The sequence below is a fragment of the Streptomyces sp. NPDC001515 genome (assembly GCF_053597115.1).
Genome location: NZ_JBSFHN010000031.1, coordinates 48,327 through 74,341, shown reverse-complemented (window position 1 = coordinate 74,341; position 26,015 = coordinate 48,327). Strand labels below are relative to the sequence as shown.

16 protein-coding genes, 5 tRNA genes and 1 pseudogene are annotated in these 26,015 nt (G+C 71.2%); 10 read left to right on the top strand and 12 right to left on the bottom strand.

What is annotated here, in order from left to right:
• The first annotated feature begins 469 nt into the window (after positions 1–469).
• A complete protein-coding gene (purF, locus tag ACWCXC_RS28345; RefSeq protein WP_161211569.1) occupies positions 470–1,996 on the top strand; it encodes an amidophosphoribosyltransferase in 1,527 nt (508 codons plus the stop codon).
• Positions 1,997–2,056: 60 nt separating this feature from the next.
• A complete protein-coding gene (gene purM, locus ACWCXC_RS28340; RefSeq protein ID WP_450890906.1) occupies positions 2,057–3,130 on the top strand; it encodes a phosphoribosylformylglycinamidine cyclo-ligase in 1,074 nt (357 codons plus the stop codon).
• A 184-nt stretch (positions 3,131–3,314) separates the two neighbouring features.
• On the opposite strand, the gene ACWCXC_RS28335 is transcribed toward purM, so the two are convergent.
• Positions 3,315–3,572 (bottom strand): DUF3073 domain-containing protein, encoded by a 258-nt coding sequence (locus tag ACWCXC_RS28335; protein WP_450681791.1) that lies wholly within the window; start codon positions 3,570–3,572, stop codon positions 3,315–3,317.
• Between the two features lie 313 nt (positions 3,573–3,885).
• Entirely contained in the window at positions 3,886–4,977 is a 1,092-nt protein-coding gene (locus ACWCXC_RS28330) for a Leu/Phe/Val dehydrogenase (RefSeq protein ID WP_450681792.1), read from the bottom strand.
• 174 nt (positions 4,978–5,151) lie between these two features.
• Here ACWCXC_RS28330 and ACWCXC_RS28325 point away from each other — a divergent pair, with 174 nt between their 5' ends.
• Both ACWCXC_RS28325 and bldC read left to right on the top strand, forming a co-directional pair.
• The gene (locus ACWCXC_RS28325; RefSeq protein WP_450681793.1) at positions 5,152–5,997 is read left to right on the top strand and encodes a hypothetical protein; all 846 of its coding nucleotides are present in this window, start codon (positions 5,152–5,154) and stop codon (positions 5,995–5,997) included.
• 511 nt (positions 5,998–6,508) lie between these two features.
• Positions 6,509–6,715, top strand: a complete 207-nt coding sequence (gene bldC, locus ACWCXC_RS28320; protein WP_003949541.1) for a developmental transcriptional regulator BldC — start codon at positions 6,509–6,511, stop codon at positions 6,713–6,715.
• A 480-nt stretch (positions 6,716–7,195) separates the two neighbouring features.
• Here the strand turns inward: bldC and ACWCXC_RS28315 are convergent, their stop codons facing one another.
• The 7 genes from ACWCXC_RS28315 to ACWCXC_RS28285 form a co-directional block, all read right to left on the bottom strand.
• The gene (locus ACWCXC_RS28315) at positions 7,196–7,570 is read right to left on the bottom strand and encodes a DUF6274 family protein (protein WP_450681794.1); all 375 of its coding nucleotides are present in this window, start codon (positions 7,568–7,570) and stop codon (positions 7,196–7,198) included.
• A 138-nt stretch (positions 7,571–7,708) separates the two neighbouring features.
• Positions 7,709–7,783, bottom strand: a tRNA-Asp gene (locus ACWCXC_RS28310).
• 114 nt (positions 7,784–7,897) lie between these two features.
• The gene (gene hrpA, locus ACWCXC_RS28305) at positions 7,898–11,830 is read right to left on the bottom strand and encodes an ATP-dependent RNA helicase HrpA (protein WP_450681795.1); all 3,933 of its coding nucleotides are present in this window, start codon (positions 11,828–11,830) and stop codon (positions 7,898–7,900) included.
• Positions 11,831–12,004: 174 nt separating this feature from the next.
• A tRNA-Phe gene (locus ACWCXC_RS28300) sits at positions 12,005–12,078 on the bottom strand.
• A 22-nt stretch (positions 12,079–12,100) separates the two neighbouring features.
• Positions 12,101–12,175 (bottom strand) — tRNA-Asp (locus ACWCXC_RS28295).
• Between the two features lie 39 nt (positions 12,176–12,214).
• A tRNA-Glu gene (locus ACWCXC_RS28290) sits at positions 12,215–12,287 on the bottom strand.
• An 80-nt stretch (positions 12,288–12,367) separates the two neighbouring features.
• Positions 12,368–13,906 (bottom strand): metallophosphoesterase family protein, encoded by a 1,539-nt coding sequence (locus ACWCXC_RS28285; RefSeq protein WP_450890905.1) that lies wholly within the window; start codon positions 13,904–13,906, stop codon positions 12,368–12,370.
• Between the two features lie 86 nt (positions 13,907–13,992).
• Here ACWCXC_RS28285 and ACWCXC_RS28280 point away from each other — a divergent pair, with 86 nt between their 5' ends.
• From ACWCXC_RS28280 to ACWCXC_RS28255, 6 genes are all read left to right on the top strand, one after another.
• Positions 13,993–14,343, top strand: a complete 351-nt coding sequence (locus tag ACWCXC_RS28280; protein WP_450681797.1) for a metallopeptidase family protein — start codon at positions 13,993–13,995, stop codon at positions 14,341–14,343.
• Positions 14,344–14,494: 151 nt separating this feature from the next.
• On the top strand, positions 14,495–15,079 hold the full coding sequence (locus tag ACWCXC_RS28275) for a hypothetical protein (RefSeq protein WP_450890904.1): 585 nt from the start codon (positions 14,495–14,497) through the stop codon (positions 15,077–15,079).
• Between the two features lie 209 nt (positions 15,080–15,288).
• Positions 15,289–17,481: a DEAD/DEAH box helicase gene (locus tag ACWCXC_RS28270; protein WP_450890903.1), complete on the top strand. Its 2,193-nt coding sequence runs from the start codon at positions 15,289–15,291 to the stop codon at positions 17,479–17,481.
• A gap of 209 nt (positions 17,482–17,690) precedes the next feature.
• Positions 17,691–20,756, top strand: a complete 3,066-nt coding sequence (locus tag ACWCXC_RS28265) for an FG-GAP-like repeat-containing protein (protein ID WP_450890902.1) — start codon at positions 17,691–17,693, stop codon at positions 20,754–20,756.
• 354 nt (positions 20,757–21,110) lie between these two features.
• Complete coding sequence (locus tag ACWCXC_RS28260; RefSeq protein ID WP_450890901.1) at positions 21,111–24,227, top strand: FG-GAP-like repeat-containing protein; 3,117 nt, start codon at positions 21,111–21,113, stop codon at positions 24,225–24,227.
• Positions 24,228–24,371: 144 nt separating this feature from the next.
• Positions 24,372–24,448, top strand: a tRNA-Lys gene (locus tag ACWCXC_RS28255).
• Between the two features lie 157 nt (positions 24,449–24,605).
• On the opposite strand, the gene ACWCXC_RS28250 is transcribed toward ACWCXC_RS28255, so the two are convergent.
• The 3 genes and pseudogenes from ACWCXC_RS28250 to ACWCXC_RS28240 form a co-directional block, all read right to left on the bottom strand.
• The gene (locus ACWCXC_RS28250) at positions 24,606–25,154 is read right to left on the bottom strand and encodes an SMI1/KNR4 family protein (RefSeq protein WP_450681801.1); all 549 of its coding nucleotides are present in this window, start codon (positions 25,152–25,154) and stop codon (positions 24,606–24,608) included.
• Between the two features lie 56 nt (positions 25,155–25,210).
• The gene (locus ACWCXC_RS28245) at positions 25,211–25,417 is read right to left on the bottom strand and encodes a hypothetical protein (RefSeq protein WP_450681802.1); all 207 of its coding nucleotides are present in this window, start codon (positions 25,415–25,417) and stop codon (positions 25,211–25,213) included.
• Between the two features lie 342 nt (positions 25,418–25,759).
• Positions 25,760–26,008: pseudogene (locus ACWCXC_RS28240) on the bottom strand (site-specific integrase); the annotation flags it as partial.
• Positions 26,009–26,015: the final 7 nt, after the last annotated feature.

The window sequence follows — 26,015 nt, the reverse complement described above, 5'->3', positions numbered from 1 at the left end:
GGGCACCCCCACCGCGCCCCCGGACCACGCGGAGCCCGGCGCCCCCACGCGCCCCCGCGAAGCACCCCGGCCCCCGCGAGCCCCGCGAACCATCCGGAATTCCCCACCCGCCCCAGAAGCCCCATACCGCCCTCCCCGCCCCCCGCCCCGATGTGAGGCTCGCCACGAAACAGGCGTTCGGCCAGGGTGTGCGGCGGGGCGGTCCGCGGCTTCACGGAGTGCCACGAAGGGGGCCGGGAAGCGGCCGGGAAGCGGGGGAATCGATGGCCGGAACCTGTCGGTAACCCGGAATTCGTCCGGGCGGCGCGGGCTCGGGGGCCGTTGGGGGCCTTGGTCCGGACCGAAGCGATGATCACTCAACGTCACTGGTCGATGTGGCCCGAAAGGGGGGTCGCGGGGCGTTCCGTCCGTGCTCCGGCGCGGTGTCCCCAATTCGGACCAGTGGTCGATCTCGCCTACACTCGGTGGCGTGCCTCGTGGTGATGGACGACTCAACCACGACCTGCTCCCCGGAGAGAAGGGCCCCCAGGACGCTTGCGGCGTCTTCGGTGTCTGGGCTCCGGGCGAAGAGGTCGCCAAGCTCACCTATTTCGGACTGTATGCCCTGCAGCACCGTGGACAGGAGTCCGCGGGCATCGCAGTGAGCAACGGGTCCCAGATCCTGGTCTTCAAGGACATGGGACTGGTCTCGCAGGTCTTCGACGAAACGTCTCTGGGATCGCTCCAGGGCCATATCGCGGTCGGTCATGCCCGCTACTCCACCACCGGTGCCTCGGTGTGGGAGAACGCGCAGCCGACGTTCCGTGCGACCGCGCACGGCTCGATCGCCCTGGGTCACAACGGCAACCTGGTCAATACGGCCCAGCTCGCGGAGATGGTCGCCGACCTTCCGCGCAAGGACGGCCGCGCCACCCAGGTCGCCGCGACGAACGACACCGATCTGGTGACCGCGCTGCTCGCCGGCCAGACCGACGACGACGGCAAGCCGCTCACGATCGAGGAGGCCGCCGCCAAGGTGCTTCCCGAGGTGCGGGGCGCCTTCTCGCTCGTCTTCATGGACGAGCACACCCTCTACGCCGCCCGTGACCCGCAGGGCATCCGCCCGCTGGTCCTCGGCCGGCTGGAGCGCGGCTGGGTGGTGGCCTCCGAGTCCGCCGCCCTGGACATCTGCGGTGCCAGCTTCGTCCGCGAGATCGAGCCGGGCGAGATGGTCGCCATCGACGAGAACGGTCTGCGGACCTCTCGATTCGCGGAAGCGAAGCCCAAGGGCTGTGTCTTCGAGTACGTCTACCTGGCGCGCCCCGACACCGACATCGCCGGACGCAACGTCTACCTCTCCCGCGTGGAGATGGGCCGCAGGCTGGCGGCCGAGGCCCCCGTCGAGGCCGATCTGGTCATAGCGACGCCGGAATCCGGCACCCCCGCGGCCATCGGCTACGCGGAGGCGAGCGGCATCCCGTTCGGCGCCGGACTGGTCAAGAACGCCTATGTCGGCCGGACCTTCATCCAGCCGTCCCAGACCATCCGGCAGCTGGGCATCCGCCTCAAGCTGAACCCGCTCAAGGAAGTCATCAAGGGCAAGCGCCTGGTGGTCGTCGACGACTCGATCGTCCGCGGCAACACCCAGCGCGCGCTCGTCCGGATGCTCCGCGAGGCCGGCGCCGCCGAGATCCACATCCGGATCTCCTCGCCCCCGGTGAAGTGGCCCTGCTTCTTCGGCATCGACTTCGCGACCCGCGCCGAGCTGATCGCCAACGGCATGTCCGTCGAGGAGATCGGCACGTCCATGGGCGCCGACTCGCTCGCGTACATCTCGATCGACTCGATGATCGAGGCGACGACGATCGACAAGCCGAACCTGTGCCGCGCCTGCTTCGACGGCGAGTACCCGATGGAGCTCCCGGACCCGGAGCTGCTCGGCAAGCAGCTGCTGGAGACCGAGCTGGCGGCAGGCCCCGCGGCGACCGCGGCGGCCGACGCCCTGCGCCGTCCGTGACCCGGACCGCTCGGCAGTCCTCCCACCGGCCCCGTACTTCCACACGAAAGATCCCGGGCAATGTCTGAGACAACAGGTGCTTCCTACGCGGCAGCGGGCGTCGACATCGAGGCCGGCGACCGCGCCGTAGAGCTGATGAAGGAGTGGGTCAAGAAGACCCAGCGCCCCGAGGTCGCCGGCCTCGGCGGCCTGGGTGGCTTCGCCGGACTCTTCGACGCCTCGGCGCTCAAGCGCTACGAGCGTCCGCTGCTCGCCTCCGCCACCGACGGCGTCGGCACCAAGGTCGACCTCGCCCGCCAGATGGGCGTGTACGACACGATCGGTCACGACCTGGTCGGCATGGTCGTGGACGACCTCGTCGTCTGCGGTGCCGAACCGCTCTTCATGACCGACTACATCTGCGTCGGCAAGGTGCACCCCGAGCGGGTCGCGGCCATCGTCAAGGGCATCGCCGAGGGCTGTGTGCTGGCCGGCTGCGCCCTGGTCGGCGGCGAGACCGCCGAGCACCCCGGACTGCTCGGCGCGGACGACTTCGACGTCGCCGGTGCCGGTACGGGGGTCGTCGAGGCCGACCGCCTGCTCGGCCCGGACCGCATCCGCAAGGGCGACGCCGTCATCGCCATGGCGTCCTCCGGTCTTCACTCCAACGGGTACTCGCTCGTGCGCCACGTCGTCTTCGACCGGGCCGGCTGGACGCTGGACCGCCAGGTCGAGGAGTTCGGCCGGACGCTCGGCGAGGAGCTGCTGGAGCCGACCAGGATCTACTCCCTGGACTGCCTGGCGCTGACCCGTACGACCGAGGTGCACGGCTTCAGTCACGTCACCGGCGGCGGTCTGGCCAACAACCTGGCCCGGGTCGTCCCCGACCACCTGCACGCTTCGGTGGACCGCTCCACCTGGACGCCCGGCGCGGTCTTCGACCTGATCGGCAAGACCGGACAGGTCGAGCAGCTGGAGCTGGAGAAGACGCTCAACATGGGCGTCGGCATGATCGCGATCGTCCCGGAGGAGTCCGTGGACGCGGCGCTGACGACCCTGGCCGACCGCGGCGTCGAGTCCTGGGTCGCCGGTGAGATCACCGACCGCGGCGACCGTACGACGGGCGCGGAGCTCGTGGGCGGGTACGCGCGCTGAGCACGGGCGCGCGGGATGCCGTCGGGCGGCGGACGGGCCGGACGACCGGTCCGTCCGCACGCCGGGGCGGCAGGATCACCAAGCCGGGCGCACGGTCGACGATAGCCCTGTGGCCGTCCGGATCGGGACAGCACAAAACCCGGTCCGGGACGGGCCCGGACCGGGTCGTTGTGTCAGCGCGAGGTCAAGCGCCGCGGCGCTTGGACGACGGACCGGACTGGTCGTCCTGGTCCTCGTCATCGTCGTCGTTGTACAGATCCGCGTACTGTGCGTACGGGTCATCTTCCTCGTCGTCATCCTCGAACGGCTCCGCGTTCGGTGGTTGACTCGAAGTCGATGCGCCCAGCTCACTGGCCAGACGCGACAGGTCCGTCCCGCCGCTGCTGTACTTCAGCTGGCGGGCGACCTTTGTCTGCTTGGCCTTTGCCCGGCCGCGCCCCATGGCTCGACCCCCTCGGTGACGGGGCTCGACGGCCCCAGAGTCTTGACACGCGTTCATGTTTCAGGACGGACTCTCGGCAGAGAGACCGTGCCTGTAGTGCTTTAACGGTACCTGCTTCCGCGGCCCTACGGTACGCCGCCCGCATCACGTGCCCCGGAAGAGGACCCGCGAAGAGCTATGTCCTCGCTGGTCAACTGCGATTTTAACCTCTTCCGGGCAGGCGACCCGCCGACCGGCGTGAGTCTTCTCTCGCCGGCCAGCGGGCCGCCGTCCGTACGCGGGGTGCGACGCCGCTCGTGCGGCGTCCGTGCGATCAGCCGCGGCGGGCTTCGGCCATCCGCTGCTCGGCGAGCCGGTCGGCCGCGGCGGCCGGCGGAATGCCGTCTTCCTTCGCTCGCGCAAAGATCGCGAGCGTGGTGTCGAAGATCTTCGACGCCTTCGCCTTGCAGCGGTCGAAGTCGAACCCGTTCAGCTCGTCGGCGACCTGGATGACGCCGCCGGCGTTCACCACGTAGTCGGGGGCGTACAGGATCGAGCGCTCCGCCAGGTCCTTCTCGACGCCCGGGTGTGCCAGCTGGTTGTTGGCCGCGCCGCAGACCACGGAGGCGGTGAGCACCGGGACGGTCGCGTCGTTGAGCGCGCCGCCGAGCGCGCACGGGGCGTAGACGTCCAGGCCCTCGGTCCGGATCAGCGCCTCGGTGTCCGCCGCGACGGCCACCTCCGGGTGCCGGTCGGTGATCCGGCGGACGGACTCCTCGCGCACATCGGTGATGACGACCTCGGCACCGTCCGCGAGCAGGTGCTCGACGAGGTGGTGCCCCACCTTGCCGACGCCGGCGACCCCCACTTTCCGGCCACGCAGCGTCGGGTCGCCCCACAGGTGCTGGGCCGAGGCGCGCATGCCCTGGAAGACGCCGTACGCGGTGAGCACCGAGGAGTCGCCGGCGCCGCCGTTCTCGGGGGAGCGGCCGGTGGTCCAGCGGCACTCGCGGGCGACGACGTCCATGTCGGCGACGTAGGTGCCGACGTCACAGGCCGTCACGTAGCGCCCGCCGAGCGAGGCGACGAAGCGGCCGTAGGCCAGGAGCAGTTCCTCGGTCTTGATCTGCTCGGGGTCACCGATGATGACCGCCTTGCCGCCGCCGTGGCCGAGCCCGGCCATGGCGTTCTTGTAGGACATGCCGCGCGCCAGGTTCAGCGCGTCCGCGACGGCCTCCTGCTCGGTGGCGTACGGATAGAAGCGGGTGCCGCCGAGGGCCGGGCCCAGGGCGGTGGAGTGGATGGCGATGACCGCCTTGAGACCGCTGGCGCGGTCCTGGCAGAGAACGACCTGTTCGTGGCCGCCCTGGTCCGAGTGGAACAGGGTGTGCAGTGCATCTACAGGCGCGCCGGTTACATCGGTCACTGTGGTGACTCCCAAGTACGAAGCGGCGGAAGGCCCTCCTGAAGGTGGGGAGGGCCCCGGACCGGCCGGCACGGACGGTCCGATGGGCACGAGGGTAAGTCCTCCCGGGGCGCGGATCGGCGCGAGTGCCGTGGATCACCCCCTACGGGAGTACGGGCGTGACACGATCGCTGCATGTCGGTGGTGTCTTCGGTGCGGGTCCCGTACGCGTCCTACCTCCGGGTCTACGAGCCGCTGGCCGCCTTCCCGGAGGCCGAGCGCGCGCACTGGACCCGCTACGCGAGCGGGGGGCGGATTCCCACCGCCCAGGACGAACTGCGGCGGTCGCTCGCGGACTTGGCGGCGACCCCGCCCGTGGGCGTGCCGGCGCACGAGAGCGGGGACGCGTTCGTCGCCGAGGTGGACGGTGTGGTGTGCGTCTGCCCGTGGCGGACCCGGCTACGGGGCTGGCTGGCGCTGGAGGGGCTGGCGGAGCTGTTCCCCGGGCCGGTGCTCGACGCGGTGCTGCCCCCGGTGGTGCGCGGGCAGGCCGCCGCCGATCACGAGCGGTGGTCGGCGCGCAATCCGGACGCCCGGCCGTGGATCAGGACCGCGGTGTGGCAGGTGCCGGTGCGCTGGTTCGTGCTGTTCGCGGACGAGGAGCGGGACTACCGGGAGGCGGACGGGGGCGGCGAGCCGGCCGTGCTGCGCTACCGGACGCCGATGGTCCAGGCGCGGCGCCGGCTGGCGCGGGCGCTGCGGACGCTGCGCGAGTCCATGGACGAGGGCCCGCTGACCGAGGGGCTGGTGGACGTGGGCCGCTGGCTGGAGGAGTTCCATCCCCGGGCCCTGGTGGAGCTGGACTACGGCGGGCTGGTGCACGCGCTGCCGGCGAAGGAGCTCCTGGCGGACCGGAGCGCGGCGGACGTGGCCGAGGGCATCGCGGCGCTCGGCGCCGGGGACGCGGAGCTGGCCGGCGAGGCGTACGCGCGTCTCGCGGAGCGCTGGCGGGCCGTGAGGGACCGTCAGTTCGCGAACTGACGTCCGCTGAACCGGTGACGCGTGTGACACGTGTGGGTGAAGGTGCGGGAGCGTACGGGAGTGGTCCGGGACCTACGTCCCGAACCGGGCCTTTGCCTCAACCGTGATGGATAGCACTTACGGGGCCCTTGCGCCCTTCCCTACTCCTCGTGCCAAAATAGGACAAGGAGTCCGGGGAGGGCTCCATCCGTCCAAGTATGGGCGGATTGCTCTGCATTGCACGCTATGGGGGGTCTGACGACTCCTGATCGCTCTGTGACTGATCGTCACGGTGGTGTGACTGTCCGCTATGGCATGGTCCATCGGCTTCCGTCGCTGATGAACACCTGGGAGGGCAATTCCATCGGTTTGGCCGACGTGGCTGGACGGATGGTGTAGTTGTAGTGCCGAGGACAAGCCGTTCGTCCTATAACCGACTCGGCCCGCGTCCGCCATTTCGGGCAACGCGGGTCAAGGTGCAGAATTTAGAGGAAAGAACCGAGATGGTTCGGTTCTCCCGAGGAGGCCGCTCATGACCGCTCGCACCCCTGATGCCGAGCCGCTGCTGACCCCGGCTGAGGTTGCCACGATGTTCCGCGTGGACCCGAAGACGGTGACCCGTTGGGCCAAGGCAGGCAAGCTCACGTCCATCCGCACGCTCGGTGGACACCGCCGGTACCGCGAGGCAGAGGTCCGCGCACTGCTTGCGGGTATTCCGCAGCAGCGCAGCGAGGCCTGATCCACCCCTGTCGCGCCGCTTCACCCCTGGGCTTTTTGGGTCCCCCAACCCGATTGACCCACCCATAGCTCCATATGACGGGCGCCCGCCCCAACGGGCGCCGTACCTGTGTCTCACGGGCCTCGTCATCAGATCGCGCTGGACTCCGCCGGGTCCAGCGCGATCTTTTTTGTGCGCGCGGGGGCTGCCGGGGTGCGTCGGGGGTATGCCGGGTCGGTCGTCCGGAGGCCGCGGAAGCCCGGTCGGGCCGGCGGGGAAAACCGGGCGTCCGGTTGGCTCCGAGGGCCTTCGGGGCGCCTTCGGGGGCTTCCCGGGCGGACCCTCACCGAGTGGTGCAATTGCACATATTAAATTCGCCACTTGTAGGAAGGGCGTAAAGTCGACCCTTCTCAAAACTGATCGAGTGACACCCGTCACATCGCATGGCTCTTGCCAACTACGAGCCTGCCACTGTGTACCCGTGGAAAGCCACGCCATTGGTCACGTGGCGGGAGGACTTTCGTCCCGGGTCCGCGGAGACGGAGGGCGGCTGCCCGGCGTGCGCCCCGGCGTCCCGGACGGCTCGACCGTGCCGCGCGGGTCCCTGACGGCCTCCACGGCCCGTGAGGGCGCCCCTGCGGCTGTTCCCGCACCCGGGGCGGCCCCCGGGGCGTCCGCAGCCGTCACGGGCTCCATGGCCAGCCGCAGCAGCCGCGCGCACACCGCGCAGTGCCGGGTCAGATGACGCAGGCCCGCGGCCGCCGCCAGATGGGCGCGCAGCAGGGCGCCCGTCTCGTGCCGGGGCCGCCGCCCCGGGGACGGCTCCTCGGTGCCCGGTCCGGCCGTCGGGAACTCCGCGCCCGTGGATGCCGCCATCCGCGCCACCTCCCGGTGGATGCGTGCCGCCCCGCCCGGGAAACCGGGAGCAGCCCTGGTTTCTGAGTACTCGTCGCCCGCCGCCGCGGTCAAGACGCACGGAAGCCCGGATCCAGAGGATCCGGGCTTCCGTTACTGCGGTCCTGACGGGATTTGAACCCGCGGCCTCCACCTTGACAGGGTGGCGAGCACTCCAAACTGCTCCACAGGACCAGGTTTTCGCGGCGGCCTCGCGGCTGCCTGCGAAGACAGACTGTACAGGAGGTCGGCGGGTGCGGTCGAACTCACTCCTGGTGGTGAGCCCGTCACACACCCGCCGGACGGCCGTTACGGCACCGCCGCGTCGATCGCCTTCACGATCCGCTTGTCGGAGACCGGGAACGCGGTGCCCAGCGCATGGGCGAAATAGCTGACCCGCAGCTCCTCGATCATCCAGCGGATGTCCAGGACCTCCTGCGGGACGGGCCGGCCCTTCGGCAGCTGCTCCAGCAGCCAGGCGTACTCGTCCTGCATCTCGTGGACCTTCTCCATGCGCGTGGTGTCGCGCTGGACGTTCGTCGGCATCTGCTGGAGCCGGCGGTCCTCGGCGACCAGATAGCGCATCAGGTCGGGCAGTCGGCGCAGGCCGGTCGCGGTGACGAAGCCGGGCGGCATCAGCCGGGCCAGATGGTCCCGCACGTCCGTGACGTTGTTGATCAGGACCAGGCTGTTGGTCGACTTCAGCCGGCGCTCGCAGGCCTGCCAGGCGGCCAGGATCTGCTGCACCTGGCCGATCGTGCGGACGGTCAGGTCGACCAGGTCGGCGCGGACCTTGTCGAACAGCGCCCGGAACGACGCCTCGTCCCAGACCGGCCCGCCGTGGGCCGCGATGAGCCGGTCGGCGGCGGCGGTCGCGCAGTCCTCGAAGAGCGCCTGGACGGAGCCGTGCGGATTGCGGGAGAGCGCCAGCTTCTGCTGGTTCGTCAGGGTGTCCGAGGCGAACTTCGCCGGATTCACCGGGATGTTCAGCATGATCAGCTTCCGGGTGCCCCGCCACATGGCCTGCTGCTGTTCGGCCTCGGTGTCGAAGAGCCGGACGGCCACGGTCGCGCCCTGGTCGACGAGGGCCGGGTACGCCTTCACGGGCTGGCCCGCGCGCCGGGTCTCGAAGACCTTGTCCAGCGTGCCGATCGTCCAGTCCGTGAGGCCCGAACGCTCGATGGACGTCCCCGAGGGGCCCGCGGTCGCCGCGGCGGCCTTGGAGAGCGCCTGCCGGGCCTTCGGGCGCAGCCGGATCCGCAGCGCTTCCAGGTCCTTGTCCTCGGCGACCTTGCGCCGCCGCTCGTCGACGATCCGGAAGGTGATCTTGAGGTGGTCGGGGACGCGGCTGAGATCGAAGTCGTCCGCGGTGACCGGCACCCCGACCATCCGCTGGAGCTCCCGGGCCAGGGTGGCGGGCAGCGGCTCCTGGAGGGGCACGGCCCGGTCCAGGAACTTCTCCGCGTAGTTCGGCGCGGGGACGTAGTGCCGGCGGATCGGCTTGGGCAGCGAGCGGATCAGCTCGGTGACGACCTCCTCGCGCAGGCCCGGGATCTGCCAGTCGAAGCCCTCGGCGGTGACCTGGTTGAGCACCTGGAGCGGAATGTGGACGGTGACGCCGTCCGCGTCCGCGCCGGGCTCGAACTGGTAGGTCACCCGGAACTTCAGCTTCCCCTGCCGCCAGGAGTCCGGGTAGTCGTCCTTGGTGACCTCCCCGGCCTTCTCGTTGATGAGCATGGAGCGCTCGAAGTCGAGGGCGTCCGGCTCCTCGCGGCGCTTGTGCTTCCACCAGGAGTCGAAGTGCGCGCCGGAGACGACGTGGTCGGGGATGCGCTGGTCGTAGAAGTCGAAGAGCGTCTCGTCGTCCACGAGGATGTCGCGGCGCCGGGCGCGGTGCTCCAGCTCCTCGACCTCGCCGAGCAGCTTGCGGTTGTCGTGGAAGAACTGGTGGTGGGTGCGCCAGTCGCCCTCGACCAGGGCGTTGCGGATGAAGAGGTCCCGCGAGGCCGCCGGGTCGATCCGGCCGAAATTGATCTTGCGCTGGGCCACGATCGGTACGCCGTAGAGCGTGACCCGCTCGTACGCCATGACCGCCGCCTGGTCCTTCTCCCAGTGCGGTTCGCTGTAGGTGCGCTTCAGCAGGTGCTGGGCCAGCGGCTCGATCCACTCGGGCTCGACCCGGGCGTTGACCCGGGCCCAGAGCCGCGAGGTCTCCACCAGCTCGGCCGACATCACGAACCGGGGCTGCTTCTTGAACAGCGCCGAGCCGGGGAAGATCGCGAACTTGGCGCTGCGGGCGCCCAGATACTCGTTCTTCTCGGTGTCCTTCAGCCCGATGTGCGAGAGCAGACCGGCCAGCAGCGAGGTGTGCACCGACTGCTCGGGCGCGTCAGCATCCGTCGAGGACTCCTTGAGCTCCATGCCCATCTGCTTCGCCACCGTACGCAACTGCGCGTAGATGTCCTGCCATTCGCGGATGCGCAGGAAGTTCAGGTACTCCTGCTTGCACATCCGGCGGAAGCTGGAGGAGCCGCGCTCCTTCTGCTGTTCGCGGAGGTAGCGCCACAGATTGAGGTAGGCCAGGAAGTCCGAGGTCTCGTCCTTGAACCGGGCGTGCTGCTGGTCGGCCTGGGTCTGCTTCTCGGCCGGACGCTCGCGCGGGTCCTGGATGGAGAGCGCGGCGGCGATGACCATGACCTCGCGGACGCAGCCGTTCCGGTCCGCTTCGACGACCATGCGGGCGAGCCGGGGGTCGACGGGCAGCTGGGAGAGCTTGCGGCCGAGCGGGGTGAGCCTCTTCTTGGGGTCCTTCTCCGCGGGGTCCAGCGCGCCCAGCTCTTGGAGCAGCTGCACGCCGTCGCGGATGTTGCGGTGGTCCGGCGGGTCGATGAAGGGGAACTTCTCGATGTCGCCGAGCCCGGCCGCGGTCATCTGGAGGATGACGGAGGCGAGGTTGGTCCGCAGGATCTCCGCGTCGGTGAACTCCGGGCGGGTCAGGAAGTCGTCCTCGGAGTACAGCCGGATGCAGACACCGTCCGACGTACGGCCGCAGCGGCCCTTGCGCTGGTTGGCGCTGGCCTGCGAGATCCGCTCGATCGGCAGCCGCTGGACCTTGGTGCGGTGGCTGTAACGGGAGATGCGGGCGGTGCCCGGGTCGATCACGTACTTGATGCCGGGGACGGTCAGCGAGGTCTCGGCGACGTTGGTCGCCAGAACGATCCTGCGCCCGGTGTGGCGCTGGAAGACCCGGTGCTGCTCGGCGTGCGAGAGGCGCGCGTAGAGCGGGAGGACCTCGGTGTTCCGCAGATGGCGTTTGCCGAGGGCGTCGGCGGTGTCGCGGATCTCCCGCTCGCCGGAGAGGAAGACCAGGATGTCGCCGGGGCCCTCGGACTGCAGCTCGTCGACGGCGTCGCAGATCGCGGTGATCTGGTCGCGGTCGGCGTCGTCGCCGTCCTCTTCCAGGAGCGGCCGGTAGCGCACCTCGACCGGATACGTCCGCCCGCTGACCTCGATGATCGGGGCGTCGCCGAAGTGGCGCGAGAAGCGTTCCGGGTCGATGGTCGCGGAGGTGACGACGACCTTCAGATCGGGGCGCTTGGGCAGCAGCCGGGCCAGATAGCCGAGCAGGAAGTCGATGTTCAGCGACCGCTCGTGGGCCTCGTCGATGATGATCGTGTCGTACGCGAGCAGCTCGCGGTCCGTCTGGATCTCGGCGAGCAGGATGCCGTCGGTCATCAGCTTGACGAAGGTCGCGTCCTGGTCGACCTGGTCGGTGAAGCGCACCTTCCAGCCGACCGCCTCGCCCAGCGGGGTGTCCAGCTCCTCGGCGACGCGTTCGGCCACCGTGCGCGCGGCGATCCGGCGCGGCTGGGTGTGCCCGATCATGCCGCGCACGCCCCGGCCCAGCTCCATGCAGATCTTGGGGATCTGGGTGGTCTTGCCGGAGCCGGTCTCACCCGCGACGATCACGACCTGGTGGTCGCGTATCGCCTCCAGGATCTCGTCCTTCTTCTGGCTGACCGGAAGCTGCGGGGGGTACGAAACGGCGGGCACCCGTCCCGCGCGCAGCGCGAGCCGTTCGGCGCCCTTGCCGGCCTGGGCGGCGATCTCGTCCAGCACGGCCTGCCGGGCCTCGGGCTTGCGGATGCGGCGGGCGCCTTCGAGGCGGCGGCCGAGCCGGTGCGCGTCGCGGAGCGAGAGCTGTCCGAGCTGGGACTGGAGATCGGCGAAGGAAGTAGACATACGGACCCCAGGATCTCACCCGGGCCCGAGGAACGGCGAGCGTATTTCGTGCGGCCCCGGTCACCCGCGGGGCGTGCGACGGCGTGTGCGCGGGGCGTACGGGAGCACGGGGGTTCGGGGGAGTCGGGCCGGAAACGACGGAGGCCCCGTCCTGTGGACGGGGCCTCCGGAGGGTGGCTGGGGCCGGGATCGAACCGGCGACCTATCGCTTTTCAGGCGATCGCTCGTACCAACTGAGCTACCCAGCCACGCAGCTCGTACAAGCTGCAGCGGTCCTGACGGGATTTGAACCCGCGGCCTCCACCTTGACAGGGTGGCGAGCACTCCAAACTGCTCCACAGGACCAAGCAATGTGCGAGAACAAGTCTCGCACACGGTAAAGCGTGCCCCCAACGGGATTCGAACCCGTGCTACCGCCTTGAAAGGGCGGCGTCCTGGGCCACTAGACGATGAGGGCTAAGGGCCCACCTGCGCGCTTTCCAGCGCGTCGGGGACGTGAGAAGCATATGGGATGCCGGGGGGTATCGCCAAAACGGTTTACGGGGAGGGCGCGGACGGGGTCGGCCGGGCCGGGGCGTCCTCGGGCAGATGGCGGCTGACCTCGGCTGTCGTGAGGCCGAGGCCGCCCAGGGTGATCTCGTCCCAGGCCTGGAGCGTGCGGGTTGAACGGTCCAGATAGAGGACCGAGGCGAGGACCTGTTCGGGCTTCTTGTTCTGTACGGCGCGCAGCCCGCCGCCGCCCGTGGACCCCTCGACCATGAGCCTGGTGCCGGCCTTGAGGACCTCGTTCTGCCGGTGGTGCACATGACCGGCCAGCACCAGGGGGACCTCTCCGTCGGCCTGCCGGGCGGCCTCGGGTTCGTGGGCGACGGCGATGTCGGCCGGGGTGCCCGCCCGGCGCTGGGCGCCGAGACCGGCGGCCAGCCGGAGTCCGGCCGTCCGCTGGACCTCGCCGGTCTGTTCGGGGCCGGTGCGGTCGGGGGTGAACTGCGGGTCCCCGATGCCCGCGACGCGCACCCCGCCGACGGTCACGGCGCGCCCCTCGTCCAGCACCCGCACGTTCGGGAACCGCTTCCGGTTCTCCAGATAGGTCTGCGTCACGGCCGAGTCGTGGTTGCCCCGGACCCAGACATAGGGCGCGCCGAGATCCGCGATGGGGTCGAGGAAGCCGTTCTCGACGGCCGCCCCGTGGTCCATCGTGTCGCCGGAGTCGATGATCAGGTCGATGTCGTACTGCTCGACGAGCGAGCCGATGATGTGCCAGGCGGCCGGGTTGAGGTGGATGTCGGAGACGTGCAGGACCCGGAGCGTGGCGGGGTCCGGGCGGTAGACGGGCAGGGTCGAGGTGGTGTCGTAGAGCTTGGTCACATTGGTGACGAGCCGGGCCAGTTCCTGCTGGTAGACGTCGAAGTCGCTGACGATCGAGCGGGCGTCGCCGACGACCGACGGGGCGCTGGAGAGCAGCCCGGAGAACTTCGGCTCCAGGACGGACTTCGGGTTCCAGGTGGCGTACGCGCCGGCCCCCGAGGCGGCCAGCAGGGCCAGCGCCAGCCCGCCGGCCGCGAGCGCGCGGCGGGGCCTGCGGTACACGGCGAGGCCGAGCGCGGTGGCCCCGGACACGACCGCGACGCAGGAGCGCACGGCGAGTTCCCGCGCCCCGCCGCTGACGTCGCCGGTGACCTCGTCCTCCAGCCCGGCGAGCCGTTCGGGGTGCTCGACCAGGGCCTCGGAGCGGACCGGGTCGAGGCGGTCGACGTCGACGTCGAGCCGGACCGGGGCGTGGTGCGAGTCCAGTTCCAGGGCGCCCAGCGGGGACACGTTGATCTTGGTACCGCCGCTGAGGGAGGGGCGGAGCGTCATGGTCGTGTCCATCGGGCCGACCGGGGTGCGGACGCTGCCGACGACGAGCAGTCCGAGCCAGGCCCCGATCAGGACGACGGCGACCAGCCCCAGCGCGCGGGCGAAGGGGTGCGGTGCGGCACCGGGCAGGCCGCCGGTCCGATGACGGCGGCGGGGGCGGGGGCGGATGAGGTGCCGTACGCGGACTGCTGCGGCACGGAACGGGTCGCGGGCCATTGGGCGCGTATGCCCCAGGAAGGACGGGGATATGCGCCTGTGCGGCACGGGGGACACGTCCGGGGGAGGTACGGGACAATGACCGGGTGCTGGAGATGACGCGGGAAGCGTTCGAGGAACTGGTCGGCGAGGCGCTGGACCGGATCCCGCCGGAGCTCACCCGGCTGATGGACAACGTCGCGGTGTTCGTCGAGGACGAACCGGAGGCGGACGATCCGGACCTGCTCGGTCTGTACGAGGGCACGCCCCTGACCGAGCGGGGGGAGTGGTACGCGGGCGTGCTCCCGGACCGCATCACCATCTACCGGGGGCCGACGCTGCGCATGTGCGAGACGCGTGAGGACGTGGTGGCCGAGACGGAGATCACGGTCGTCCACGAGATCGCCCACCACTTCGGCATCGACGACGAGAGGCTGCACGCGCTCGGTTACGGGTGAGGCGCGCCGGTCCCGCCGGGCGTAGGGGCGCCGTCGACGCGGGAGTCGGCGCCCGGGGCGTGTCCCCGGCGGGGCGGCGGGAGTTGGGCAGAGCGCTCCCCGGCTCGTTCTCGCGGGGCCTCGACCTTCTTCGCGCCCCGGAGGTGCCCCCGTGCGCCAGTTCTCCGTTCCCGTCCGCTGGGCCGCCGTCACGCTGGTGACGGCCGTCGCGTCCACCGGCTGCATGAGCGTCGGATCCGGCGGCCGGAGCCCCGAGCCCTCGCGGTCCGCCGTGCCGAAGGGGTCGGTGGGGGAGCCCGCCGGAGCCACCGCGGCCGGGACGGGGCGGGCGCGCACCGGGGGCGCGGGGGCGCACTCCGGGCAGGAGGCCGGCCGGTCCGCCGACCCCAGCGCCTCGGCCGCCCCCTCGGACAGCCCCGGGGCGACACCGGAGCCGCGTGGTGCGGGCCGGGCCGGCGGGCATCCGGCGCCGACGCCCCCGGAGCCGGGGAGGGGACCCGGAAAGGGGCCGGGTGCCCCGGAGCACTCGGAGCCGCCGGCCCCGTCCAATCCCGGCCCGGGGGCCTCGGAGAGCCCCGAGCCGTCCGTACCGCCGGAGCCCGAGCCGGAGCACTCCGAGCCGCCCGCGCCCTCGGCCTCGCCCGCCGCCCAGCTGCGTACCGACTCCTCGCGGGCCTCCGGGGGCGTCTACGCGCTGCCGACTCCGCAGGCATCACCGCAGGTGGGGCCGGTCTGAGCGGGTTCCTCGCCAGGGCGGTTTGCGCAATGTGGGTGAGAGTGCGTATGGTGGTAGATCGTTTGATCCCATTGCCCGGCGCCGACACAGAAGAGCGCCGTGTGGCGCGTACTCTCCCTTGCCGTGGCTGGACCGCATTGAGGCGGTCGAAATTGCGAATCACGGAGTTACGGGCGCGTGCCGAGACTCCGGAAGGTTTCGCATTTCGCATGTCAATTTCCAGCTCTGACCGCACCGTCATGCCCGAGCACGTCGAGAACGACGAGCTCGCCGAGGTGGCGAAGGCCGCCGAGGCCGTCGTCGCCGAGCAGTCCGACGTGATCGAGGCCGACGCCTCCGAGGCCGAGCAGGCCGCGTCCGCCGAGACGGCGGACGCCGAGCCGACCATCACCTTCGCGGACCTGGGCCTGCCCGAGGGCATCGTCCGCAAGCTCGCGCAGAACGGGGTCACCGCCCCGTTCCCGATCCAGGCGGCGACCATCCCGGACGCCCTGTCCGGCAAGGACATCCTGGGCCGCGGCCGCACCGGCTCCGGCAAGACCCTCTCCTTCGGTCTGCCGACCCTGTCCGCGCTGGCGGGCGGACGCACCGAGAAGAAGAAGCCCCGCGCCATCATCCTCACCCCGACCCGTGAGCTCGCGATGCAGGTCGCGGACGCGCTCCAGCCGTACGGCGACGTGCTCGGCCTGAAGATGAAGGTCGTCTGCGGCGGTACGTCGATGGGCAACCAGATCTACGCCCTGGAGCGCGGTGTCGACATCCTCGTCGCCACCCCGGGCCGGCTGCGCGACATCATCAACCGAGGCGCCTGCTCCCTGGAGGACGTCCAGGTCGCGGTGCTCGACGAGGCCGACCAGATGTCGGACCTGGGCTTCCTGCCCGAGGTCACCGAGCTGCTCGACCAGATCCCGGGCGGCGGCCAGCGCATGCTCTTCTCCGCCACCATGGAGAACGAGATCAGCACTCTGGTCAAGCGCTACCTGACCGACCCGGTCACCCACGAGGTCGACTCCGCCCAGGGCAACGTGTCGACGATGTCGCACCACGTCCTGGTCGTGAAGCCGAAGGACAAGGCCCCGGTCACCGCCGCCATCGCCGCCCGCAAGGGCCGCACCATCATCTTCGTCCGCACCCAGCTGGGCGCCGACCGCATCGCCGAGCAGCTCATCGAGTCCGGCGTGAAGGCCGACGCGCTGCACGGCGGCATGACACAGGGCGCGCGCACCCGCGTCCTGGAGGACTTCAAGAAGGGCTACGTCAACGCCCTGGTCGCCACCGACGTCGCCGCGCGCGGCATCCACGTCGACGGCATCGACCTGGTGCTGAACGTGGACCCGGCCGGTGACCACAAGGACTACCTGCACCGCTCGGGCCGTACCGCGCGGGCCGGCAAGTCCGGTGTCGTCGTCTCGCTGGCGCTTCCGCACCAGCGCCGCCAGATCTTCCGGCTGATGGAGGACGCGGGCGTCGACGCCTCGCGCCACATCGTCCAGGGCGCGGGCGTCTTCGAGCCGGAGGTCGCCGAGATCACCGGTGCCCGTTCGCTCACCGAGGTCCAGGCCGACTCCGCGAACAACGCCGCCAAGCAGGCCGAGCGCGAGGCCGCCGACCTGACCAAGCAGCTGGAGCGCGTCCAGCGCCGCGCCGTGGAGCTGCGCGAGGAGGCCGACCGCCTGGTCGCCCGCGCCGCCCGTGAGCGGGGCGACGACCCCGAGGCCGCCGTGGCCGAGGCCGCCGCCGAGGCGGAGGCCGCCCTGCTGGCCGCCACCTCGGTCCCGGAGCAGCCGGCCGGCCGCGACGAGCGCGGCAACTACGAGCGCCGCGACAACCGGGGCGACCGGGGCGGTGACCGTGGTGGCTTCCGCCGCGACGACCGTCGTGACGACCGGGGTGGGCGTTCCTTCGAGCGTCGTGACAACGACCGTCCGTCGTTCCGCGACCGTCGTGACGACCGTCCCTCGGGCGGTGACCGTGGCGGCTTCCGCCGCGACGACCGCCGCGACGACCGCCGCGACGACCGGGGTGGGCGTTCCTTCGAGCGCCGTGACAACGACCGTCCGTCGTTCCGCGACCGTCGTGACGACCGTCCCTCCGGCGGTGACCGCGGTGGCTTCCGCCGCGACGACCGCCGTGACGACCGGGGCGGCCGCCCCTTCGAGCGTCGTGACAACGACCGTCCGTCGTTCCGCGACCGCCGTGACGACCGTCCCTCCGGTGGCTACCGCTCCGGCGGCGGCGACCGCCCGTTCAACCGCGACCGCCGCGACGACCGCCCCTCCGGCGGCTACCGCTCCGACCGCCCGACCGGCCGCCGCGACGACCACCGGGGCAGCGGCACCGGCACCAACACCGGTTCCTTCGGCCGCCGCGACGACAAGCCGCGCTGGAAGCGCAACGGCTGATCGTCCCCAGGTCTCTGTGACCCGGAAAAGCGGGCTCGTCCTTCACGGACGGGCCCGCTTTTCCTTTCCCCTGCTCCGCATGCGGACCCGCTGTTACGATCCGGCGACTTGAGCATGGGGGAGACGCGGGGGAGCGCTCCTTCCCACGGACGCCGACCCCGCATCGGAACAGGAGACTTGTGCCCGTCAAGAGACCTTTCGCCGCAGTCGTGGGTTCGGCTGTCGCCGCCGTTCTGGGAGCCGCGCTGCTCGCCGTTCCGCTGGCGTCCCCCGCGCGGGCCGCGTCCGGGCCGCAGGTGGTCCTCCCGGGGGCCACCAGCGACGTGCCCGCGACCGGAAAGCTGCTGAACGCGGGGGCCCATGGATATCTCCGGTGGGAAGAGGGACGCGGCGCCGTCTGGCGGTCGTACCACGCGACCGCCGACACGCTGGTCGATGCCTCGGCGACCGTCGGGGACGGTGTCTTCGAGTGGGGCACCGGCTCGGACGTCGTGGCCCGGTACCGGTCCGCCACGCGCACGGTCGAGCTCCGGGACATGGTGTCGGGCACGGCCGTGGACGTGCCCGTGCCGTCGGGGCACACCTACGTGGGGTCGTTCGGCTGGAACGTGCTGACGAGGGACGGTTTCGGCGGGGAGAGCCGCTTCCACGTACTGGACGTGCAGACCGGCGAGCTCCGGGACCGCCTCGTCGACGGCATGTCGGGCTACGGCGGATACGCGGTCGTCCCCGGGCTCGGGGACGAGAACGGCCTCGTCATCTCCGTGGGCGGCCGGACCGTCTGGCTGGATGTCGTGCAGCGGCGGACCGTGCCCCTGCCGATCGGCACCCTCGCCGTGGACCGCATCGCGCTGACCCGCGATCATCTGGCGGTCAGGGACGGGGGCAAGGTCTCCGTCTACAGCCGTGAGGACCTCACCCGGGTCGAGAGCGTCCACGTGCTGGAGGAGGGCGCGGGCGTCCGGCTGCTCGGCATGGTCGGCAACGAGTTGATCATCGCCCGGTACGACCCCGCCCTGGGACGGATGTCGGAGTACCGCCCCGTGTGGCGGATCGATGCCGAACCCCTGGACGGCGCTCCCGCCCACACCGTTCTCGCCAGGTCGATCGGCACGGCCGTGGCGACTCCGAACGGCGGCCTCCTCGTGCGGGGAGGACCCACGGAGTCGTCCTGGGCGGTCCAGCTGATCGAAGCCGTGGAGCCGGGGGCGCCCGGAGGAAGGGAAGTCGTCCGGGCGACCCCCGACACGGCGATCCCCTCCCGCCCCGTGCCCAACTCCGTGCACCAGCTGTCCCTGAGCCAGGGCCGGTTGACCACGGTGGAGAGCGTGGCGGTGACGGGCCGCGCCCACGCGTACACCTGGACCGGGGAGCGCGACGGCGACGCCTGGGCCTACGGCGGCCGTCAGGATCGCGGGACGCTGCCGGAGCCTCCGGACGGATGCTCCGTTCCCGACTGCCCCCGGGTGGAGGAGAGCGGGGACGGCAGGCTCGTCTACGGCGGTCCGTTCAGAGCGGGGACCGCGGCGCCGATGCCGTTGCACACGCTCCCGCAGGGGGCGCGGCTGCCCGGTACCGCGGTCGATGCCGGTACCCGGTCGAAGGGCTTCATCGGCAGTTCGGGCCGCTGGGCGGTGGTCTTCGCGACGCTGACCGACGGATCGCCCGAGGCGCGCGTGGTGAACACCGATACCGGCCTGGTGACACGGAAGTTCCCCGTACGTCCGTACGCCGTGTCCGGCACCACCATGTGGACCGTCGAATCCAACGACGAGGCCGTGGGCTACGACATCAGGACGGGCGCGCGCACCGAGTCGGCCTACATTCCCGGGTGCCTTCTCGACGGCGTCCAGTCGGTCGGGCACTGGCTCCTCTGGAACTGCGCGGGTTCGAGGGACGACGAGGGGATCTACGACCTTCGCACCCGCACGATCACGCCTCTGGGCATCGGATACGGCGCGGGGGCGCAGCTCGGGGACGGGTTCGTGGTCTACCCGGTGAACGGCCGCCTGAGAGTGAAGGAGTTGGGGGCCGGCGGTGCGACCCAGGACATCGCCGCCGACGTCAGCTCCTCGGAGACCCCGTGGGCGGTCGACCCCGCGGACGGCACGGTCGCCTGGGCGGACCGCGACGGGGGCATCCACGTCGTGGACAGCGGAGCCGGGACGGCCCCCGTGGCCGTCAAGGACACCGACATCCCCGTGTCCCAGGCGGTGAACGCCGGGGCGACGCCCTGGAAGCCCCGTTGGTGGCTGTCGAAGCAGGTCGGTTCCTGGACGCTGACCCTGAGGAACGCGGCGAGCGGTACGACGGTGCGGACGCTGTCGGGCGGCACGGTACGCGGGCTGCTGGCCCCTTCGTGGGACGGCAAGGACACGGCGGGCCGGCTGGTCGCCAATGGCGCGTACGCCTGGACGCTGTCGGCGAAGCCGGCCGACGGCCGGGGGGCGGCGCTCACGGCCGCGGGCACGGTGCGCCTGTCGGGCGGCGCGGCCGTCCCCCGCGACTTCGTCGGCAACGACGGCTTCGGCGACCTCCTCGCGTTCACCCCGGCCGGTGCGGCCGACTTCCGCGCCGGCACCGGCACGGGTTCCGGTGCGGTGGACGCGAAGGTGTCGGGTTCCGGCTGGACGGGTGCGAACACCGTGACCGAGGCCGTCCCGTTCGAGGACGTGAGCGGCGGGCGCCGGTGCAACGACGTGCTGGTGCGGGTGAAGAGCGGTGAGCTGCGGACGTACAAACCGGCGTGCGGCGCCGCGTTGAAGCCGTCGACGCCGTACACGAAGGTCGGCCTCGGCTGGAACATCTACGACGAGCTGACGTCGCCGGGGGATCTGACCGGTGACGGCCGGGCGGACCTGATCGCCCGCGAGACCTCGACCGGTCTGCTCTTCCTGTACGAGAGCAAGAGCGCGGGCGTCTTCAAGGCCCGGGTCAAGATCGGCAAGGGCTGGAAGGGCTATCTGATCACCGGCGCCGGTGATCTGAACGGGGACGGCAGGGGCGATCTGCTGGCCCGCGACACGGCCGGGGTGCTGTGGCGGTACGCCGGTACGGGCAAGGGCACCCTGGCGACGCGCGTGCGGGTCGGCGGCGGCTGGCAGATCTACCACGCGCTCGTCGGCATCGGGGACATCAGCGGGGACGGCACGGCGGATCTGGTGGCCCGGGACGCCTCGGGTGTGCTCTGGAGCTACCGGGGCACCGGCAAGGGGCTGTTCGCGGCGCGGGCGAGGATCGGGGGCGGCTGGCAGATGTACTCCCGACTGGCCTGACACGCGTCCCGGGCCGGCCCGGGACGCGTGACGCCCGGGGGCCCGTGCGGCGGAGAACGCCGTACGGGCCCCTACGCGTTGAACGGGTTCGAAACACGTTGCCGGGATGTCGGGGGCGGCTGTTAAAGTCGCGGCATCCGCTCGGGGGGTGGTGGTGCGAGCGGCATCGGCCGCACCACGCAGGCCGCAGCGCGTTCTTCCCGCGCCGCGAGCCCCTCCCGCGCCCTTGTTTCCCGGGGAGGGACTTTCACATTGACTCGCTCATCCAGCGGGTGGAGACGCAGGCGTGCGTCCGGGCACCTCGCTCTCCTGATCAGCCTGGCGGTCACCGGCGGGGCCGGCACCGGGACGGCGGTGGCCACGACCTCGGCGGCGGTGGCCGGCACGTCGGCGGCCGACACCGTGGTCGTGAGTCCGGGGGCGCGCTTCGTGCCCCGCGAGACGCGGATCCTCAACGCCGGTGAGACCGGCTTCCTGACCGCGCAGGAGGGCGACGACCGCCTGCGCTGGATCGACTACGCCACGGGCGCGGCCACGGTCCTGCCGGAGCGGCTGCCGAAGCCGCTCGCGTACAACCCGGAGGAGGGGCGCGAGATCGGCGCCTGGCCCACCGGGTTCGGCCAGGGGTCGGACACCGTGGCGGTCTACGCGGCGACGCCCGCCCCGCACGTGACGCTCCAGCAGCGCGCGGGCGGCGGCGCCACGACCGTCGTGCCGATTCCGCAGGGGCAGACGTACGTCCAGACGTACGGCACGACCGTCGTCACCCGCACCGGCCCCGAGAACGCCACCACGAGCCTCCATCTGCTGCGGCAGACGGCCGGCGGGATCGAGGACCAGCGGCTGGAGGGGCTGCCCGAGGGGTGGAACCTGAGCCTCCAGGAAGGGGACGGCCGCTCGGCGCTCGTGCGGGGCATCCTCTGGGAGGACACCACCATGAAGAACGGGTGGTGGCTGGTCGACCTCGCGACCGGGGCGATCAGGACCCTGGACGCGCACGCCGAATCGGTCAGCCTGACCCCTGACTCCGTCCTCCAGATCGGTTCCTACGGCGGGGAGGTGCTGGACCGGAACGACCCGGCGGCCGAGCCGCGCCCGCTGGACCTGCGCAACTTCATGTACGACACGACGTTCCGGATGCTCGGGGACTCGCTGGTGGCGGTCGACCGCGCCAACGCGGGGAACAACGAGTACCGGGGGAACAGCCTGGCGCTGATCGAGGGCGACTACTGGGGCGAGGAACTGCTCGCGGTCTCGCACACGGACCTCACCCGGACCCCGGACGGCTCCCTCCTGGTCGCCGGGGCCGAGAAGCGGACCGATTACGGGGCCCTCGACTGGGGCTACTACCGGTTCACGGCGGGCGCCGACGGCAAGGTGACGCGCACGCGCGTCGCGGACATCGAGGACATGCCCGCCCGCCCCGCCGGGATCGCGCTCGGCAGCGGCATCCTCACCACCGCCGACGACTCGTACCTCTACCAGCCGCACACGTACGTCGGCGGCTACCGGAGCACCTGGCTGAAGACCTCCGGCCGCCCCGAGGAGATCCGCACCACGCAGGACGGACTCATCGGCGGGCGGGACGCGGACTGCGGCTGGCTCGACGCCACCTACTGCGTGACCATGTTCGCGAGCGGCGACGGCTTCCACGGCCGCAAGGACGCCACCGAGCAGGACGTGACCATGCTCTACCGCAACGGTGAGCGGAAATGGGGCCCGCAGCTCACCACCGGGCTGTCGTCGCCGGAACTCGCGGACCTCTCCGGCCGGTACGGCGTGATCGGCCAGGGCACGGGCGGAACCCAGCGGATCGCCGAGTTCAAGGGCTCCGACCCGGGCGCGATCGTGGAGACGGGGAAGCAGAGCGCCGCGCTGTGGGGCGGCACGCTCTGGAGCAACCTCCCGGGCTCGTCCACGATCACCTCGAAGACGCTGTCCACGGGCGCGGCCGGTGCCTCCTTCACCACGCCGAACGGATGCGTCCCCAGTGAGCTCCAGGCCGTGGGCCGGTGGGTGTACTGGGAGTGCCGGGACGGCTCCTGGGTCCGGGGCGCCGGAATCAGCGACCGGCAGACCGGTCGGACGACGACCGCGCCCGAGGGCCGCGGCCTGCTGGGCGACGGCTACTTCGTCGCGTACACCGAGAAGGACGGGCTGACCCTCTACGACCTGCACGCCGGCCTGCCGGCCTCGGGCGCGTCCGCGGACCTGCCCCGGCGGGTGCTGGTGAACGCGGCCGACCTGGGCGACAGCACGGTGCGGCGTTCCGGCTGGACCGTGGACCGCTTCGGCGGGCATGTCGCGTACACCGGCCAGGACCGCCGGGTGCGCGTGGTCCCGACCGGCATCCCCGCCTCCGCGCTGTCGGTCATCGACACCCGGGCTCCGGCCGCCTCGCTCGACCTGCGCGCCTCGGCGCCCCGGTGGACGGGCACCTGGTGGCTGTCCAAGCCCGCCGCCTCCTGGCAGCTGACCGTGAAGAACAAGGCGTCCGGCCAGGTCGTCCGCACGGTCACCGGCGGCGAGGTCCGGGGTTCGCTCACCGCCGCCTGGGACGGCAAGGACACGGCCGGCCGGCTCGTCGCCAACGGCGCGTACACCTGGACGCTGACGGCCAAGCCGGCCGACGGGCAGGGCGCCGCCCTGTCCGTCTCGAACACGGTGAAGATCACCGGCGGCGCCGCCGTCGCCCGCGACTTCACCGGCAACGACGGCTTCGGCGACCTCCTCGCGTTCACCCCGGCCGGCGTCGCGGACTTCCGCGCCGGTACCGGTACGGGCACGGGCCGGGTCGACGCCAAGGTCTCCGGCGCGGGCTGGACGGGCACCTCCACGGTCACGGCCGCCGTCCCGTTCGACGACGGCGACGGCGACCGCTGCAACGACGTGCTGGTCCGGGTGAAGAGCGGCGAACTGCGCTCCTACCGCCCCGCCTGCGGCGCCGCGTTGACCCCCGCGACGCCGTACACGAAGGTCGGCCTCGGCTGGAACGTCTACGACGCGCTGACGTCCCCGGGCGATGTGACCGGTGACGGCCGGGCGGACCTGATCGCCCGCGAGACCTCGACCGGTCTGCTCTTCCTGTACGAGAGCAAGGGCGCGGGCGTCTTCAAGGCCCGCCTCCAGATCGGCAAGGGCTGGAAGGGCTATCTGCTGGCCGGTGCCGGCGACCTCAACGGCGACGGCAAGCCCGACCTCCTGGCCCGCGACACGGCCGGCGTCCTGTGGCGCTACCCCGCGAGCGGCACGGGCGCGACGACGCTCGGCACCCGCGTCAAGGTCGGCGGCGGCTGGCAGGTCTACGACGCGCTCGTCGGCGTCGGCGACATCAGCGGCGACGGCAAGGCGGACCTCCTGGCCCGCGACACCTCGGGCGTCCTCTGGAGCTACCAGGGCGACGGCAAGGGCCTCTTCGCCACCCGCGCGAAGATCGGCGGCGGCTGGCTCATGTACAACCGCCTCACCTGACCCGCCCCGACGCAAGGCGCCCCCGTCCCACGGGGGCGCCTTCCCCGCACCCCCACCCCCGGCAGAACCCCGCGAAACCCCCGCCGACCGATACCCGATCGGCGGCTGGGCCGCGGCGGGCTATGCTCGGGGGTGATGTGCCGAGGGCCGTTAGCTCAATTGGTCAGAGCAGCGGACTTTTAATCCGTTGGTTGTGGGTTCGAGTCCCACACGGCCTACCAAGCACAGACGAGGGGAGACCCTCTGACCTGATACGGAGCGCCCCTCCCGGTTTCGACCGGGCGGGGCGCTTCGTCGTTCCGGGGGGCGTGCGTGAGCGATGCGTGAGCGGACGGGCTGAGCTGGATGTGGACCGAGGGGCAGGTGAGGGTCTCTCGGCTACAAGCGTGAAGCGGCATCCGCCCACGGGACCATGTCGAACTCCTCGTCGACCATGTCCTCCTCGTACCAGCCGGTGCCGGCCAGCCATGTCTCCAGCCATTCGGCCAAGCTGCTCGCGTCGACGAACCAGGCGCGGGTGAGGTCCTGGTCGGTGATCGCGTTCGGATCGAAGACCAGGACCGTCCCGTCCTCGCTCAGGCAGTCGACGGCGGCGATCACGGCGCAGCCCCAGTCGAGGATCGGCACGACCCCCTTGGGCCAGGACCACCAGGTGTCCGCGTCCGCGGTCGGTACGCGGGCGAGGTAGCCGTCGACCACGGTGTCTTCTTCTGCAGCCGTTGTCCGGGCGAGAGGGAAGAGCGTGTACTCAGGGCCGAAGCCCCCGTCCCCCGCCTGCCGGTAGAGGGCTGCAAGGAGGGGGTGCAAGGGGAACCCAAGGCGTTCCTTGGCCGCAGCGAGGGCGTCTGCGGTCACAGGGGGACGGTGCGGTCTGCTTGCCGCAGCCCTGATGGAGACGCGCTCCAGCAGATCGTCGTACTCGTTCATGCCGGGCATCCTCGCCGACACCTCTGACAGCCGTGGCCGGTGCGGCAGATCGCTGACTACTTGACGACCGTGACCACGACCACGTGGACGGCGCTGATCACCGACAGGGACGTAGCGAACGCCTTGCCAAATGCGGCGATGCACGTAGGGACCGGGCTACCGCCCCAGCGGGCGACGGCGAAGGCCGCGCCGGCTGTAAGCAGCGAGAGGACCACGGCCAGGGTGATCGTCAGGACCAGCATCGCAGTGTGGGTGAGGCTCACGGATCCCCTCCGAGTCGGTTCAGCAGGTGACGATGCACTCGCGCACCGCCTTGAATCGACGATCCACCTCCCACCTGCGCGATAAGCCGGTTGGATGTTGTTTCTGGGACAACGAGGGTTGTTCGAAGAACAACTCGCTGGGGAGAGACTGCGTGGGGACAGCGAAGCGGCCGGGGCGACCGTGGACGGAGGCACGCGGGGCGTGCAAGGAGATCAATGACCTCGTCCGCGTATTGCGCGACTGGCTTGACGCGTCGAATGTGTCGGTGGCCAGACTGCACCGGCTCCTGACGCCGGAGCACTTCGGTGGAGATGTACCGGCGTGACGAGCCGCTGGGGGCTGTCGTGATCGTCCGTGTCGGCCAGGGCGAGGAGCGCGCGGACATGGTCGAGATCGCGCTGGGCGGCCTTGAGCGTGTCGTAGCCGGCGCGGCTGTAGGAGCAGCGGGTGCCGTCTTCGCGGGGCGGTAGTTCCTGGCGGATGGAGTGGGAGCCGTGATTGCGGCTGGTGAGCTTGGGGCACTTCTTGCCGAGCGGCTTGCCGGTGTGGGCGTCTCGGCAGTAGCAGCGGCGATGGGTGGAACCCTTCAAAAATCGA

What these genes read in the sequence shown, in the direction of transcription:
- purM (WP_450890906.1), top strand. Translation starts at nt 2,057, where the DNA reads ATGTCTGAGACAACAGGTGCTTCCTACGCGGCAGCGGGCGTCGACATC.
- ACWCXC_RS28335 (WP_450681791.1), bottom strand. Translation starts at nt 3,572, where the DNA reads ATGGGGCGCGGCCGGGCAAAGGCCAAGCAGACAAAGGTCGCCCGCCAG.
- ACWCXC_RS28325 (WP_450681793.1), top strand. Translation starts at nt 5,152, where the DNA reads ATGTCGGTGGTGTCTTCGGTGCGGGTCCCGTACGCGTCCTACCTCCGG.
- bldC (WP_003949541.1), top strand. Translation starts at nt 6,509, where the DNA reads ATGACCGCTCGCACCCCTGATGCCGAGCCGCTGCTGACCCCGGCTGAG.
- ACWCXC_RS28315 (WP_450681794.1), bottom strand. Translation starts at nt 7,570, where the DNA reads ATGGCGGCATCCACGGGCGCGGAGTTCCCGACGGCCGGACCGGGCACC.
- hrpA (WP_450681795.1), bottom strand. Translation starts at nt 11,830, where the DNA reads ATGTCTACTTCCTTCGCCGATCTCCAGTCCCAGCTCGGACAGCTCTCG.
- ACWCXC_RS28285 (WP_450890905.1), bottom strand. Translation starts at nt 13,906, where the DNA reads ATGGCCCGCGACCCGTTCCGTGCCGCAGCAGTCCGCGTACGGCACCTC.
- ACWCXC_RS28270 (WP_450890903.1), top strand. Translation starts at nt 15,289, where the DNA reads ATGTCAATTTCCAGCTCTGACCGCACCGTCATGCCCGAGCACGTCGAG.
- ACWCXC_RS28250 (WP_450681801.1), bottom strand. Translation starts at nt 25,154, where the DNA reads ATGAACGAGTACGACGATCTGCTGGAGCGCGTCTCCATCAGGGCTGCG.